The following is a 13,643-nucleotide window of genomic DNA, read 5'->3' on the forward strand; positions in this document are numbered from 1 at the left end:
GCCCCTGGGCGCCTCTCTAGGCACGCGCATCTTCGCGGCCGGGCGACCAGGGGCCATCACCTCCGCCTGATGAACGCAACACCGCGAAGAGACTAAAGAAATGACCGCTTCCGTAACCGATTCCAACGCTCAGGCCGCCGAGCGCGACCGGGTGATCATCTTCGACACCACCATGCGCGACGGCGAACAGTCGCCCGGCGCCTCCATGTCGCACGACGAGAAGCTGGAGCTGGCGAAGATCCTCGAGGAGATGAAGGTCGACGTCATCGAGGCCGGCTTCCCGATCGCCTCGAACGGCGACTTCGAGGCCGTCCGCGCCATCTCCGAGATCGTCACCGAAAGCACCGTCTGCGGCCTGGCCCGCGCGGGCGCGGCCGATATCGAGCGCTGCGCCGAGGCGGTGAAGAAGGCCAAGCGCGGCCGCATCCACACCTTCATCTCCACCAGCCCGGTCCACATGAAGTGGAAGCTGCAGATGGAGCCCGAGCAGGTGCTGGAGATGGTGACCAAGTCGGTCACGCTCGCCCGCAACCTGTGCGGCGACGTCGAGTGGTCGGCCGAGGACGCCACCCGCACCGAGCGCGACTTCCTGCTGCGCTGCATCGAGGCGGCCATCAAGGCGGGCGCCGGCACGATCAACCTGCCCGACACGGTGGGCTACAGCTATCCCAGCGAATACGCCGACATGTTCCGCGACGTGATCGAGAACGTGCCCGGCGCCGACAAGGTGATCTTCTCCACCCACTGCCACAACGACCTGGGGCTGGCCGTCGCCAACTCCATCGCCGGCGTGCAGGGCGGGGCGCGCCAGATCGAATGCGCCATCAACGGCATCGGCGAGCGGGCCGGCAACGCGGCGCTCGAAGAGATCGTGATGGCGCTGAAGGTCCGCGGCGACAAGCTGCCCTACGGCACGGCGGTCGAGACCCAGCACATCACCCGCGCCAGCCGCTACGTCTCGGCGATCACCGGCTTCCCGGTGCAGTTCAACAAGGCGATCGTGGGCAAGAACGCCTTCGCCCACGAGAGCGGCATCCACCAGGACGGGATGCTGAAGAACGCCGAGACCTACGAGATCATGAAGCCCGAGGACGTGGGCCAGATCGAGTCGAACCTGGTCATGGGCAAGCACTCGGGCCGCCACGCCTTCCGCGAGAAGCTGAAGGACCTGGGCTACGAGCTGGGCCAGAACGCGCTGAACGAGGCCTTCCAGCGCTTCAAGGATCTGGCCGACAAGAAGAAGCACGTCTTCGACGACGACATCGTGGCCCTGGTGGACGACGCCCTGGCGAGCGGCGCCGACAAGGTGCAGGTCAAGCACCTGCGCGTGATCGCCGGCACCGAGGGCCCGCAGGAGGCCTTCCTGACCGTCACCATCGACGGCGAGGAGAAGGCGGCCAACGCCACCGGCGACGGTCCGGTCGACGCGGTGTTCAACGCCATCCACGCCGTGGTGCCGCATGACGCGCTCCTGCGCCTGTTCCAGGTGCATGCCGTGACCGAAGGCACCGACGCCCAGGCGCAGGTTTCGGTCCGGCTCGAGGACGATGGCCGGATCGCCACCGGCACGGCGGCCGACACCGACACGCTCACCGCCTCGGCGAAGGCCTATGTCAACGCGCTCAACAACCTCTTCGCGAGGAAAGAGAAGAGCGCGCCCGAAGGCCGAGTGGCCAGCGGGTTCTGATCAACCCGCGTCCCGCGCCTCGGGCGCGGGACGCCGAGGTCTTTCCATGTTGTGGATATTGATGACAGCGGCGGCTGCGCCGCTGCAGGTGGCGCGCAATGCGCTGCAGCGCGGGCTGGTGGGCGACGCCGGGCCGTGGGGGGCCACGCTGGTGCGCTTCCTGTTCGGCTTGCCGTTCTCGATCGCCATGTTCGCGGTGGTGGCGGCGCTCACGCCGGGCGCCGACCCGCACCTTTCGACGCGTTTCGCCCTGGCCGTGGGCGTGGGCGCGGTGGCGCAGATGACGGCGACCGCCTTCCTCCTGCTCGCCATGGGCCGCGCCGGGTTCGCGGTCGCGACGGTCATGCAGCAGTCGTCGCTGATCCTCGGCGCCGTGCTGGGCGTGGCGCTGGGCGACGTGCTGCCGCCGCACGCCTGGGCCGGTATGGGGCTGGCGACGGTGGGCCTCGTCGCCCTGTCCTGGCCGCGCCGCGAGGACGTGCACGGCGGCCTCCGGGGCGCCCTGCTGGGCCTGGCCTCGGGCGCGGCCTTCGCCGTGGCGCTGAACGGCTACCGCCAGGCGGGTCTGGCGCTGGATCCGAGCCACCCGATCTACTCCGCGCTCGCGGGCGTCGTGGTGGCTCAGACCTTCCAGTCGCTGCTGCTGGGTGGGATCCTCGCCGTGGCGCGGCCCCGCGCGCTCAGGGCGGTGCTCACCTCGTGGAAGAGTTCGCTGGGGGCGGGCTTCTTCGGCTCGGCCGCATCGGCCTGCTGGTTCGGCGCGCTGGCGCTGGCGCCGGCCGGGCCCGTGCGGGCGGTGGGCGTGATCGAGGCCCCGATCGCCGCCGCCGTCGGCCGCCGCCTGTTCCGGGAGCGGCTCAGCGCCCGCCAGTGGATCGCCGGCGCCATGACCACGATCGGCGTCGCCCTGACCGTGCTCGGCTGAGGCGCGTCGGGCTCAGGCCTTCTTCACGAACTCCGCGCGGAGCACGAGCCCCTTGATGGTGTCGTGGCGGCAGTCGATCTCCTGTGGGTCGCCGGTCAGGCGGATCGAGCGGATCATCGTGCCGCGCTTCAGCGTCTGGCCCGCGCCCTTGACCTTGAGGTCCTTCACCAGGACCACGGCGTCGCCGTCGGCCAGGAGATTGCCGACCGAGTCCCGGACCTCCACCTGACCGGCCGCGGCGGCGCGCTCGGCGGCTTCGGCGGCCGAGATCCACTCGCCGCTGGCCTCGTCGTAGACAAACTCGTCGCCGCTCATGTCGCGCTCTCCGAACTGGGGTCTTCCCGCCATAGGGCTCCGGGGCGCGCGGGCCAACGCTATTCGTGGCCGCGGCGGCGTGGACCGCGATCCGGGCTCAAGGCGAGGCGAGGGCGAGGACTTCGATCCGGGTGACCATGCGGGCGCTCCGGGCGGGCCGCAGGTCGCCCTCCACCACCAGTTGGAAGGGTCCGCTCTTAGGGCCAAGCGGAGCGCCGTCCGCCCGGTCGGCCACGATGATCCGGTTGGGCCGCGTGCCGGGATCGATCTCGCCCAGACCGAACACCACCTGATAGCCATCCGAGGCCGTCACGCGCACGGCGTCGGCCAGAGCCTTGCCGCCCAGCGCCTTGCCCGTGGGCGTCCCCACCCGCGCCAGCAGGTCGATCAGCGGCACGCCTTCGTAGGCGTGCTTCCGCCCGTGGGCGTCGAAGGTGAAGCCGACGTGCGGCATGGCCGCGAGTTCGGCGGCGGACAAGGCGAGCGTCTGGCCCGTGGGGCCCTTGAGGGCGAGCGTCTGGGCGACGGCGGCCGGGGCGCAGGCGGCCAGCGCGAGGGCGAGGGCGAGGGATTTCAAAGGCGTCTCCCTATTCGACGGCCAGGATCACGTGGGGCGCCTTGATCAGCGCGACGACCTCGTCGCCCGGCGCGATCTCCAGCGTCGCGGCGCTTTCCAGGGTGATGGCCGCGCACAGGGTCTTGCCGGCGCCGATGTCGAGGCGGACCTCGCACATCACCGCGCCGTCCTCCCGGCTCGTGACCCGCCCGCGGATCTGGTTGCGGGCCGAGGTGCGGAGGTTCTCGCCCTTCGCCAGGACGACGAAGCTGGACTTGATCAGGGCGACGGCCGGCGCGCCGACGGCGAGGCCGAGGTCCTCGACGCTCTGGGCGGTGACGATGGCCACGATCTCCAGCCCTTCGCCAAGCGACAGCGTGACCTCGGTGTTCACCGCGCCGGGCGTCACCCGGACCACGCGGCCGCGCAGGGCGTTTCGGGCGCTGGTCTTCATTCCGAGGCTCCAGAACAGGTCGTCGCCAGCCGCGTGGTCCAGCTTGGCGAGAGCCGCGTCCATTTCGGTCTGCACCCGGCGAAACGCCTGCACGACGGCCCGGCCGCGGGGCGTCACGGTGGCGGCGCCGCCGGCCCGGCCGCCGGGCGCCGCGGCGATCAGCGGGGCGTCGAACAGGTTGTTGAGGGCCTGCACGGCGTCCCAGGCGGCCTTGTATGACAGCCCGACCTTGCGCGCGGCGGCGCTGATCGATCCGAGGTCGGCGATCGCCTCGACGAGCGCGATGCGCGCCAGGGCCACGCGGGGCAGGCCCCCGCGCTCCAGGGTCACGACCGCGCTCAGCGCTTCGGCCATCTCTTCCCTCCGTTATGTAGTGAAGGTACATAACGGATCATGCGCCGAAGTTCACTCGCGTTTCTGTTGGTCCTCGCCATCCTCGCCCCGGCCCTGGCGCGGGCCGCCGAGGTGAAGGTCGCCGTCGCGGCCAACTTCACCGAGCCCGCGAAGGAGATCGCCGCGCGGTTCAAGGCGCGCACGGGGGACGAGGCGGTGCTGAGCTTCGGCTCCTCGGGCCAGTTCTACGCCCAGATCGCCAACGGGGCGCCCTTCGAGGTGTTCCTGTCGGCCGACGCCGAACGGCCGCAGAAGGCGGAAGCCGAAGGGCTGGCCGTGGCCGGCAGCCGGTTCACCTACGCCCGCGGCCGGCTCGCGCTCTGGAGCCCCACGCCACGGCGGGTCGACGCCGGGGGGCGGGTGCTGGCCTCGGGCCGCTTCGACAAGCTGGCCATCGCCGACCCCAAGCTCGCCCCGTATGGCGCGGCCGCCGTCGAGACCCTGCGCGGCCTGGGCGTCTACGACCGGTTGAAGCCGAAGCTGGTGACGGGAACCTCCGTGACCCAGGCCTACCAGTTCGTGCAGTCGGGCGCGGCCGAGTTGGGCTTCGTCGCGCTCTCCCAGATCGTCGACGACAGGAGCGGGTCGCGCTGGATCGTGCCCGAGACCCGCCATGCGCCCATCGACCAGCAGGCGGTGCTGCTCAAGCCGGGCGCCAAGGACCGCGCGGCGCGGGCGTTCCTGGATTTCCTGAAGGGTTCGGAGGCGCGCGCCATCATCCGCCGCTACGGCTACGAGGCGCCTTGAGCGGTCTCCTGGGCATCGCCTGGCTGACGCTGAAGCTGGCCGGCGTCACCACCGCGATCCTGCTTGTGGTCGCGACGCCGCTGGCGTGGTGGCTGGCGCGCAGCCGCCGCTGGTGGAGCGAGGTGGCGGCCGCCCTGGTGGCCCTGCCGATCGTCCTGCCGCCGACGGTGCTGGGCTTCTACCTGCTGTTGGCGCTGGGTCCCGAGAGTCCGTTGATGGCGCCCTTGCACGCCTTCGGCGTCCGCACCCTGGCCTTCACCTTCTGGGGGCTGGTCCTGGGCTCGGTGATCTATTCCCTGCCGTTCGCGGTCCAGCCGCTCCGCAACGCCTTCCAGGCCGCCGGGGACCGGCCCTTGGAGGCGGCCGCCACGCTCGGCGCCTCGCCGCTCGACGCGTTCTTCACCGTGGCGGCGCCCCTGGCGCGGCCGGGCTTCGTGGTGGCTGCCGTGCTCGCCTTCGCCCACACGGTCGGCGAGTTCGGCGTGGTGCTGATGATCGGCGGCGGCGTGCCCGGCGAGACCGAAGTGCTGTCGATCGAGATCTATCGCCTGGTCGAGGCCCTGGAGTGGGGGCGGGCCCACCTGATCGCCGGCGCCCTCCTGGCCTTCGCCTTCGCCGTGATGCTGAGCCTGCTGCTGCTGGACCGGCGGGTCCGGAAGGCCGCCTCGTGATCTCGGCCCGCTTCCAGGGACGGTTGGGCGGCTTCGCCCTGGACGTTGAGTTCCAGGCGCCGGCCTCGGGGGTGACCGTGCTGTTCGGACCCTCGGGCTCGGGCAAGACCACCGTGCTCCGGTGCATCGCGGGCCTCACGCGCCTGGCCGGACGCTTCGAGGTGGACGGCGACGTCTGGCAGGACGAACGGACCTTCCTGCCCGCACACCGGCGGCGCGTCGGCTACGTGTTCCAGGACGCCGCGCTGTTCGATCACCTGAACGTGCGCGGCAACCTGCTCTATGGCCGCCGGCGTGCGGGCCGCGGCGCCGACGCGGCGTTCGACCGGCTGGTGGCGCTGCTCGGCCTGGAGGAGCTGCTGCACCGCAGCCCCGCGCGGCTGTCGGGCGGCGAGCGCCAGCGGGTGGCCATCGGGCGCGCCCTGCTGGCCGAACCGCGCCTGCTGCTGCTGGACGAACCCCTGGCCAGCCTGGACGCCGCCCGCAAGGCCGAGCTTCTGCCCTATTTCGATGCGCTCCGGCGCGAGGCCGCCGCGCCGGTCTTCTACGTGACCCACGACGTCACCGAGGCGGCGCGCCTGGGCGATCGCATGCTGCTGATCCGCGACGGGCGGCTCGTCGAGACGGCCGCGGCCCAGGCCCCGGACGAAGCCGGGGGGATCGACCGGCTGGCCGCCCGGCTGCGCGCGGTGGGACCCGAGGCGCTGGCGGCCGAACTCATCCTCTCCGGCGCGCCGTCGGAGGTGGCGCGCCTTGCGGTTGAGGCGCTGGCCGCACGCGGCTGATCGGGCTCGGGAAAGCCCGTCTTCGCACGACATGGTGAATTTTCGCGCGCGACGTGAAAGCGCATACGCATCTTTAAGCCTTGAAATGCCCAAATCCACAGGGCAGAGGACGACAAAGCCCGCCAGACAAAGCGTAGCGACTCGACGCATTCTTGGAGCGTTGGTCGGGCCGCCTTGGGACTCCTCTGTCGGCTCGGAACTCAGCCCCCATCCCCTCAGGGCCCTGCATGATCTCTTCGCTCTTCGGCGCCATCTCCAACGACATCGCCATCGACCTCGGCACCGCCAACACCCTCATCTACATGAAGGGCAAAGGCATCGTGCTGAATGAACCATCGGTTGTGGCCCTCCGGAACGTGGGCGGCCGCAAGGTGGTCCATGCCGTCGGCATCGAGGCCAAGCAGATGCTGGGCCGCACGCCGGGCCACATGGAGGCCATCCGTCCCATGCGCGACGGCGTGATCGCCGACTTCGAAGTCGCCGAGGAGATGATCAAGTACTTCATCCGCAAGGTTCACAACCGCAAGGGCTTCGTGAACCCGAAGGTGATCGTGTGCGTGCCGTCCGGCGCCACCGCCGTGGAGCGGCGCGCGATCAACGATTCCTGCCTGAACGCCGGCGGGCGCCGCGTGGGCCTGATCGACGAACCGATGGCCGCCGCGATCGGCGCGGGGCTGCCGATCCACGAGCCGACGGGCTCGATGGTGGTCGACATCGGCGGCGGCACCACCGAGGTGGCCGTGCTCTCGCTCTCGGGCATCGTCTATTCGCGCTCGGTCCGCGTCGGCGGCGACAAGATGGACGAGGCGATCATCAGCTACATGCGCCGCAACCATAACCTCCTGATCGGCGAGACCACGGCGGAGCGGATCAAGAAGGAGATCGGCACGGCCCGCGCGCCGGCCGACGGCGAAGGCCTCTCCATCGAGGTCAAGGGCCGCGACCTGATGCAGGGCGTGCCCCGCGAGGTGCGGATTTCGGAGAAGCAGGCCTCGGACGCGCTCTCCGAGCCGGTGGGCCAGATCGTCGACGCGGTGAAGATGGCTCTGGAGGCCACGCCGCCCGAGCTGGCCTCGGACATCGCCGACAAGGGCATCATGCTGACCGGCGGCGGCGCGCTGCTGCGCGGGCTGGACGCCGAGATCCGCGACCACACCGGCCTGCCGGTGACGGTGGCCGACGATCCGCTGTCCTGCGTGGCGCTGGGCTGCGGCAAAGTGCTCGAACATCCCAAGTGGATGAAGGGCGTCCTGGAATCCACTTTGGCGTAAGATGCTTGCGTCGGGGGGCGCGCGCTTTAGGGGCGAAGCCTAGATGTCCTTGAGGGACAACCCGCTCGGCGAACTGAGGGTGCCGCTGACCTGGACAGCGGGCATCGTCTTCATCGTGGTCATGATCGTCTCGGTCACGCTGCTGCTCAGCGACCGGCGCGAGGCGTTCGACACCGACGCCTACGGCCGCCCGCGCACGCTGTCGGACAAGGTCATGGCGCCGGTCGGGGAGGCGCTGTCCACGCCGGGCCGACTGACGGGCGAAGGCGTCCAGGGCGTCCGGGGCTATTTCTTCGCGGTCTCGGAAAACCGCCGCCTGCGCGCCGAACTGAAGACGATGCAGCAGTGGCGCGACCAGGCCATCCAGCTGCGCGACGCCAACGACCGCTACCGGGCCATCCTCGGCCTCAAGACCGACCCCCCCGTCGAGGCGGCCACCGCCCGCATCGTCACCGACAGCCGCGGGCCGTTCGCGAACTCGCGCCTCGCCGACGCCGGCAGCGAGAAGGGGATCAAGGTCGGCAACCCGGTGATGAGCGAGAACGGCCTGGTCGGCCGCGTGATCGGCGTGACGAGCGGGGTGAGCCGGGTGCTGCTGCTGACCGACGTCGCCTCGCGAACGCCGGTGATGATCGACCGCTCCAACGCGCGCGCGATCCTGACGGGCGACGGCGGGCCGAACCCGAAGCTCGAATACCTGCGCGGACAGAACCCGGTGAAGGACGGCGACCTCGTGCTGACCTCCGGCGACGGCGGCCTCTTCCCGCGCGGCCTTCCGGTCGGGGTGGCCGTCAAGGGCCTGGACGGTCGCTGGCGGGTGGTCCTCGCCTCCGACAAGGCGCCCGTCGACTTTGTGCGCATCCTGCTCTTCGACGACTTCGCCCAGGTGACCAACAAGGCCGCCCTCGACAAGTTGGAGGTGCCGCCGCCCATGCCGAACGGCTCGGAGCCGTCGGCCGCCGAACTGCTGGCGCGGGCCAATGCGCCCGGCCCGGCGTCGAAGCCGGCGGCGCCGACGCCCGCCGCGCCGCCGCCGGCGAAGGCCGCCGCCCCGGCGGCCGAGGCGCCCAAGCCGCAGGCTCCGGCCGCGGCGGCCGCGAAGCCGCCGGCCGCCAAGCCCGCCCAGGCGAGCCCGCAGACGGCGAAGCCCGCCACCGCGCCGCCCAAGCCCGCCGCCGCCAAACCGCCCGCCGGGGACCCGCCGATATGAGCAACAGCGGCGCGCAGCCCCTGGCGCCCTGGCGCTGGCTGGGCGTTCCGATCCTCCAGGTGATGGCCGCGAGCCTGGTGTTCGCCCTGCCGTTCCGCTTTTGGGGCCTGGGGCTGCCCGAGCCGGTCTTCGCCATGCCGGTGACCTTCGCCTGGGCCGTGATCCGCCCCTCGATGCTCGCGCCGCTCGGCGTGATGCTGATGGGCCTGTTCCTGGATCTCCTGTGGGGTTCGCGGATCGGGTTCTGGTCGGTGTGCCTGCTGCTGCCCTATGGCCTGGTGCTCGGCGGGCGCGCCATGCTGGCCGGACAGAGCCAGCTCATGATGTGGGTCTGGTACGGCGCCGCCACCGCGCTGGCCCTCGGCGCGGGCTATCTCTTCACCATGCTCAACACCCAGAACATGCCCGATCCGGTTTCGGTGGGATGGCAGTTCCTCGCCACCTTGGTCCTCTATTCGTTCGCCAACCGGCTGATCGAGCGGTTCGAGGACGCGGACGTGAGGTTCCGCTGAGCGCGCCATGACCCAGCCTTTCTTCTTCTTCGAGGAGGTGAACGAGCGCCAGGGGGTGTTCCACCGGCGCGCGATCCTGATGGGGGCGTTCGCGGGTCTGGGCCTGACGGCGCTCGGCTCGCGCCTGGCCTACCTCCAGCTTTTCGAGACCCAGCGCTACGAGAAGCTGGCGGTCTCGAACCAGTTCAACTTCAAGCTCCTGCCCGCGCCGCGGGGCGTGATCGTCGATCGCAACGGCGCCGTGCTGGCGGCCAACCGCCCGAACTTCCGGCTGATGGTGGCGCGCGACAAGGGCATGGACCCGGAAGCGACGCTGAAGACGCTGGCGGACTTCGTGCCGCTCGATCCGAGCCGCCAGCGCCGCCTGCTGCGTGACATCAACGCCGCGCCGCGGCGTTCCCCGGTCCAGGTGACCGAGGACATGAGCTGGGAGCAGTTCAGCGCGATCAACGTCCGCGCGCCGGAGCTGCCGGGCGTCACCGCCGACATGGGCGAGGTGCGGGTCTATCCGTACGGCGGCGCGTTCGCCCACGTGATCGGCTACGTGGCCAAGGTCAACCGCGAGGACATCTCGTCCACCGGCCCGAATTCCGATCCCATCCTGCTGCATCCCGGCTTCCGGATCGGCCGCCAGGGCGTGGAGAAGGCCTTCGATCTCGACCTGCGCGGCAAGCCTGGCGCGGAGAAGGTGGAGGTCGACGCCCATGGGCGCGAAGTGCGCAAGGACGCCGACGGCGATATTCCCGCCACCCCGGGCAAGGAGATCCAGCTCACCCTCGATCTCGATGTGCAGCTGCGCGCCGAGGAGGTGTTCGGCACGGAGAGCGGCGCCGCCGTGGCCATGGACTGCCGCACCGGCGACATCCTGTGCATGTTCTCGGGGCCCAGCTTCGACGCCAACAAGTTCGTCCGCGGTCTGACGGGCGCCGAGTACCGGGCGCTGGCGCAATACGATCACAAGCCGCTGTTCAACAAGGCGCTGACGGCGACCTATCCGCCGGGCTCCACCTTCAAGACCATGGTGGCGCTGTCGGCGCTGGAGAACGGTTACGATCCGGCGACGGTGCACGTCTGCACCGGCCACTGGACCTTCGGACGCGTGTGGAAATGCGACCAGGTGCACGGCGCGCTCGACCTGAAGCGCGCCATCGCCACCTCGTGCGACATCTATTTCTACCAGTGCGCGCTTGCGGTCGGACCCGACAAGATCGCCGAGACGGCCCGCAAGTTCGGCCTGGGCGAAATCTTCGACATCGGCATCCCCGGCCAGAAGGCGGGCCTCGTGCCCGACCGCGCCTACAAGAAGCGGCGGTTCCCGAAGGACCCCGTCTGGCATCCCGGCGAGACGCCCAGCATGGGCATCGGCCAGGGCTATACCCACCTCAATCCTCTACAGCTCTGCGTGATGGTCTCGCGGATCGCCAACGGCCAGAAGTCGCTGCACCCGCGCCTGATCCGCTCGATCGGCGGGGTGGAGCAGAAGCCGGGTTCCGACTGGGGCGACCTGCCGGTCGATAAAGGACATCTCGAGTTCGTCCGCGAGGCGATGGCGGCGGTGACCACCAGCGGCACGGCCGCGCGGGTCGCCGACCTGGGCCTCGGACCCATCAAGATGGCCGGCAAGACCGGCACCGCGCAGCACTATTCCTACGGCAGCGGCCGCGGCGTCCATGGCACCGCCGGCGCCTGGGAGTTGCGCGACCACGCCTGGTTCGTGGCTTTCGCGCCGTATGACGATCCACGCTACGCCATCGCCGTCCTCGTCGAGCATGGCGGGTTCGGCGCCAGCGCCGCCGCGCCCCGCGCGCGCGAGATCATGCGCACGATCCTGCTGAAGGATCCCGACGTGCTGAAGCGGGTGCAGAATCCGACGCCGCTTCCCGAGCTTCCCGCCGACCTTCCGGACGAGGGCGCCTCGCCGCCGGTGCCCATCGAGATCCAGCCGCCGCCGCCGGAGACCGCCACATGACCGTCTCAGCCCTGACCCGTCCCGGCGAGCGTGAGCGGCTGATCGTCAAGCTGTCCGAGGTCGACTGGGTCTTCGTCCTGGTGCTGTGCCTGATCGCCGGCGCCGGCGCGCTGATGCAGTTCTCGATCGCGGGCTCGTCGTGGCAGCCATGGGCCGCGGCGCACGTGATCCGTTTCGCGTTGTGCGTCCTGCTGATGGTTGCGCTCGCGATGATCGACATCCGCGTCTGGTTCGCGCTGGCCTATCCGATCTACGGCCTGGGCGTCGTGCTGCTGATCGCGGTGGAGCTGGTGGGCGACGTGCGCCTGGGGGCCCAGCGCTGGCTGTCGCTGGGACCGGTGAGTTTCCAGCCGTCCGAGATGATGAAGCTGGGCATCGTCCTGGCGCTCGCGCGCCTCTACCACGGCGTCCCGGCCGATCGGGCCCGGCTTTCCTGGTGGCTGCTGATCCCGGCGGCCATGATCGCGGTGCCGGTGGGGCTCGTGGCCCTGGAGCCCGACCTCGGCACCGCCATGCTGATCGCGCTCACGGGCACGGCGATCGTCGTGATGGCCGGGTTGTCGTGGCGGCTCATCGGCATCGGGATCGCCGGCGCGCTCGCCGCGGTGGTGCCGGTGGTGACCTTCGTCCTGCATGACTACCAGCGGGAACGGATCTTCACCTTCCTGCACCCCGAGACCGATCCGTCCGGCGCCGGCTACCATATCCTGCAGTCGATGATCGCCCTGGGCTCAGGCGGCCTGCTGGGCAAGGGCTATGGCCTGGGCTCGCAGAGCCAGCTCAACTTCCTGCCCGAGAAGCAGACCGATTTCATCTTCGCCACTCTGGCCGAGGAATTCGGGTTCGTGGGCTGCGTCTCGATCCTCGTCCTCTATGCGGCGGTGATCTTCATGGCGCTGCGCACCGCCTATGTCAGCCACAGCCACTTCGGCCGCCTGGCCGCGGCGGGCGCCACGGCCACCTTCACGCTCTACGTCCTGATCAACGGGGCGATGGTGATGGGGCTGGCGCCGGTGGTGGGCGTGCCGATGCCGCTGCTCAGCTACGGCGGCACCGTCATCCTGACCGTGATGATCGGCTTCGGCCTCGTCCAGTCGGTGCGCGTGCACCGCTACGCGGAAGTCACCAGCGGCAAGGGCAGCTTCGTCTAGAGGCGGAGCGCCTGATCCGTCGCCCGCACCAGGGCGTCGACGATGCCGGGTTCGGTCGAGGCGTGGCCAGCGTCCCACACTACTTCGAAACGCGCGGCCGGCCAGGCGGTCCGCAGCTTCCACGCGCTTTCCATGGGCGTGACCACGTCGAAGCGGCCCTGGACGATCCAGCCGGGGATGTCCTTCAGCGCCGCGGCGCTCTCCAGCAGCCAGTTGGGCGAGGGGAAGAAGCCGCCGTTGGCGAAGAAGTGGCACTCGATGCGGGCGAAGGCGATCGCGAAGTCGATCTCGTTGAACTTCGACGGCCGCGCCTCGGGGCCGCGGATCGAGATGGTGTCGCCCTCCCACTGGCTCCAGGCCGCCGCCGCTTCGGCCTGGATGCGCCGATCGGGGTGGGTCAGCCGCTTGTGGTAGGCGCTGATCATGTCGCCGCGCTCGGCCTCGGGGATCGGCGCGCAGAACCGGGCCCAGGCGTCGGGGAACAGCATGCAGGCCCCGTCCTGGTAGAACCACCGCAGCTCCCGCTCGGTCAGCAGGAAGACGCCGCGCAGGACCAGGCTCTCGACCCGCTCCGGATGCTTGATGGCGTAGGCCAGCGCCAGCGTCGAACCCCAGGAGCCGCCGAACACGCACCACTTCTCGACGCCCAGGTGCTCGCGCAGCCGTTCGATGTCGTCGATCAGCGACCAGGTGGTGTTGTCGTCCAGGCTGGCGTTCGGCCGGCTGCGCCCGCAGCCGCGCTGGTCGAACAGCGCCATGCGCCACTTCTGCGGATCGAAAAAGCGCCGCATGGTCGGATTGATCGCCCCGCCCGGGCCGCCGTGCAGGATGACGCACGGCTTGCCGCGGGGATTGCCGCACTCCTCGTAGAAGATCTCGTGCGGGCCGCCGGTGGCCAGCCAGCCCGAGGCGAACGGCTCGTTGTCGGGGAACAGCCCCCGCCGGTGCTGGGCCGACGAGATCGTGGGCGCGGGGGTGTTTCTTTCCATGTTTCCTT

Annotated in this window: 14 protein-coding genes; 10 read left to right on the forward strand and 4 right to left on the reverse strand. The window is 70.4% G+C overall.

The features are described from left to right. Positions 1 to 100: 100 nt before the first annotated feature. Both GC203_RS11245 and GC203_RS11250 read left to right on the forward strand, forming a co-directional pair. Complete coding sequence (locus tag GC203_RS11245; protein WP_293454306.1) at positions 101 to 1,687, forward strand: 2-isopropylmalate synthase; 1,587 nt, start codon at positions 101 to 103, stop codon at positions 1,685 to 1,687. 61 nt (positions 1,688 to 1,748) lie between these two features. Then, positions 1,749 to 2,612, forward strand: a complete 864-nt coding sequence (locus GC203_RS11250) for a DMT family transporter (protein ID WP_366501708.1) — start codon at positions 1,749 to 1,751, stop codon at positions 2,610 to 2,612. A 12-nt stretch (positions 2,613 to 2,624) separates the two neighbouring features. Here the strand turns inward: GC203_RS11250 and GC203_RS11255 are convergent, their stop codons facing one another. The 3 genes from GC203_RS11255 to GC203_RS11265 form a co-directional block, all read right to left on the reverse strand. Then, positions 2,625 to 2,837 (reverse strand): alkylphosphonate utilization protein, encoded by a 213-nt coding sequence (locus GC203_RS11255; protein ID WP_293454831.1) that lies wholly within the window; start codon positions 2,835 to 2,837, stop codon positions 2,625 to 2,627. 187 nt (positions 2,838 to 3,024) lie between these two features. Then, on the reverse strand, positions 3,025 to 3,504 hold the full coding sequence (locus GC203_RS11260; RefSeq protein WP_293454309.1) for a molybdopterin-dependent oxidoreductase: 480 nt from the start codon (positions 3,502 to 3,504) through the stop codon (positions 3,025 to 3,027). Positions 3,505 to 3,514: 10 nt separating this feature from the next. Continuing rightward, a complete protein-coding gene (locus GC203_RS11265) occupies positions 3,515 to 4,291 on the reverse strand; it encodes a TOBE domain-containing protein (protein WP_293454310.1) in 777 nt (258 codons plus the stop codon). Positions 4,292 to 4,330: 39 nt separating this feature from the next. Between GC203_RS11265 and modA the strand changes: the two genes are divergently transcribed. The 8 genes from modA to rodA all read left to right on the forward strand — a co-directional run bounded on the left by modA (position 4,331) and on the right by rodA (position 12,646). Beyond that, a complete protein-coding gene (modA, locus tag GC203_RS11270) occupies positions 4,331 to 5,077 on the forward strand; it encodes a molybdate ABC transporter substrate-binding protein (protein ID WP_293454312.1) in 747 nt (248 codons plus the stop codon). Continuing rightward, a complete protein-coding gene (gene modB / locus GC203_RS11275; protein ID WP_293454314.1) occupies positions 5,074 to 5,748 on the forward strand; it encodes a molybdate ABC transporter permease subunit in 675 nt (224 codons plus the stop codon). The genes modA and modB overlap by 4 nt, the downstream gene beginning before the upstream one ends. After that, positions 5,745 to 6,533: a molybdenum ABC transporter ATP-binding protein gene (gene modC, locus GC203_RS11280; RefSeq protein ID WP_293454316.1), complete on the forward strand. Its 789-nt coding sequence runs from the start codon at positions 5,745 to 5,747 to the stop codon at positions 6,531 to 6,533. The genes modB and modC overlap by 4 nt, the downstream gene beginning before the upstream one ends. 227 nt (positions 6,534 to 6,760) lie before the next feature. After that, positions 6,761 to 7,804, forward strand: a complete 1,044-nt coding sequence (locus tag GC203_RS11285; RefSeq protein WP_012522835.1) for a rod shape-determining protein — start codon at positions 6,761 to 6,763, stop codon at positions 7,802 to 7,804. A 43-nt stretch (positions 7,805 to 7,847) separates the two neighbouring features. Then, positions 7,848 to 9,014 (forward strand): rod shape-determining protein MreC, encoded by a 1,167-nt coding sequence (mreC, locus tag GC203_RS11290; RefSeq protein WP_293454317.1) that lies wholly within the window; start codon positions 7,848 to 7,850, stop codon positions 9,012 to 9,014. Next, positions 9,011 to 9,526 (forward strand): hypothetical protein, encoded by a 516-nt coding sequence (locus tag GC203_RS11295; protein WP_293454318.1) that lies wholly within the window; start codon positions 9,011 to 9,013, stop codon positions 9,524 to 9,526. The genes mreC and GC203_RS11295 overlap by 4 nt, the downstream gene beginning before the upstream one ends. A 7-nt stretch (positions 9,527 to 9,533) precedes the next feature. Beyond that, positions 9,534 to 11,495: a penicillin-binding protein 2 gene (gene mrdA / locus GC203_RS11300; RefSeq protein WP_293454319.1), complete on the forward strand. Its 1,962-nt coding sequence runs from the start codon at positions 9,534 to 9,536 to the stop codon at positions 11,493 to 11,495. Then, positions 11,492 to 12,646 (forward strand): rod shape-determining protein RodA, encoded by a 1,155-nt coding sequence (rodA, locus tag GC203_RS11305; protein WP_293454321.1) that lies wholly within the window; start codon positions 11,492 to 11,494, stop codon positions 12,644 to 12,646. Before mrdA ends, rodA begins: the two co-directional genes overlap by 4 nt. Here the strand turns inward: rodA and pip are convergent. Further along, entirely contained in the window at positions 12,643 to 13,635 is a 993-nt protein-coding gene (pip, locus tag GC203_RS11310; RefSeq protein WP_293454322.1) for a prolyl aminopeptidase, read from the reverse strand. The genes rodA and pip overlap by 4 nt on opposite strands. Positions 13,636 to 13,643: the final 8 nt, after the last annotated feature.

Origin of the sequence: Phenylobacterium sp., assembly GCF_016124325.1 — a bacterium.
Lineage (GTDB): Bacteria > Pseudomonadota > Alphaproteobacteria > Caulobacterales > Caulobacteraceae > Phenylobacterium.

Coding starts and splice junctions, on each gene's coding strand:
- GC203_RS11245 (WP_293454306.1), top strand. CDS start 101: ATGACCGCTTCCGTAACCGATTCCAACGCTCAGGCCGCCGAGCGCGAC.
- GC203_RS11250 (WP_366501708.1), top strand. CDS start 1,749: ATGACAGCGGCGGCTGCGCCGCTGCAGGTGGCGCGCAATGCGCTGCAG.
- GC203_RS11265 (WP_293454310.1), bottom strand. CDS start 4,291: ATGGCCGAAGCGCTGAGCGCGGTCGTGACCCTGGAGCGCGGGGGCCTG.
- modA (WP_293454312.1), top strand. CDS start 4,331: ATGCGCCGAAGTTCACTCGCGTTTCTGTTGGTCCTCGCCATCCTCGCC.
- GC203_RS11285 (WP_012522835.1), top strand. CDS start 6,761: ATGATCTCTTCGCTCTTCGGCGCCATCTCCAACGACATCGCCATCGAC.
- mreC (WP_293454317.1), top strand. CDS start 7,848: ATGTCCTTGAGGGACAACCCGCTCGGCGAACTGAGGGTGCCGCTGACC.
- GC203_RS11295 (WP_293454318.1), top strand. CDS start 9,011: ATGAGCAACAGCGGCGCGCAGCCCCTGGCGCCCTGGCGCTGGCTGGGC.
- mrdA (WP_293454319.1), top strand. CDS start 9,534: ATGACCCAGCCTTTCTTCTTCTTCGAGGAGGTGAACGAGCGCCAGGGG.
- rodA (WP_293454321.1), top strand. CDS start 11,492: ATGACCGTCTCAGCCCTGACCCGTCCCGGCGAGCGTGAGCGGCTGATC.
- pip (WP_293454322.1), bottom strand. CDS start 13,635: ATGGAAAGAAACACCCCCGCGCCCACGATCTCGTCGGCCCAGCACCGG.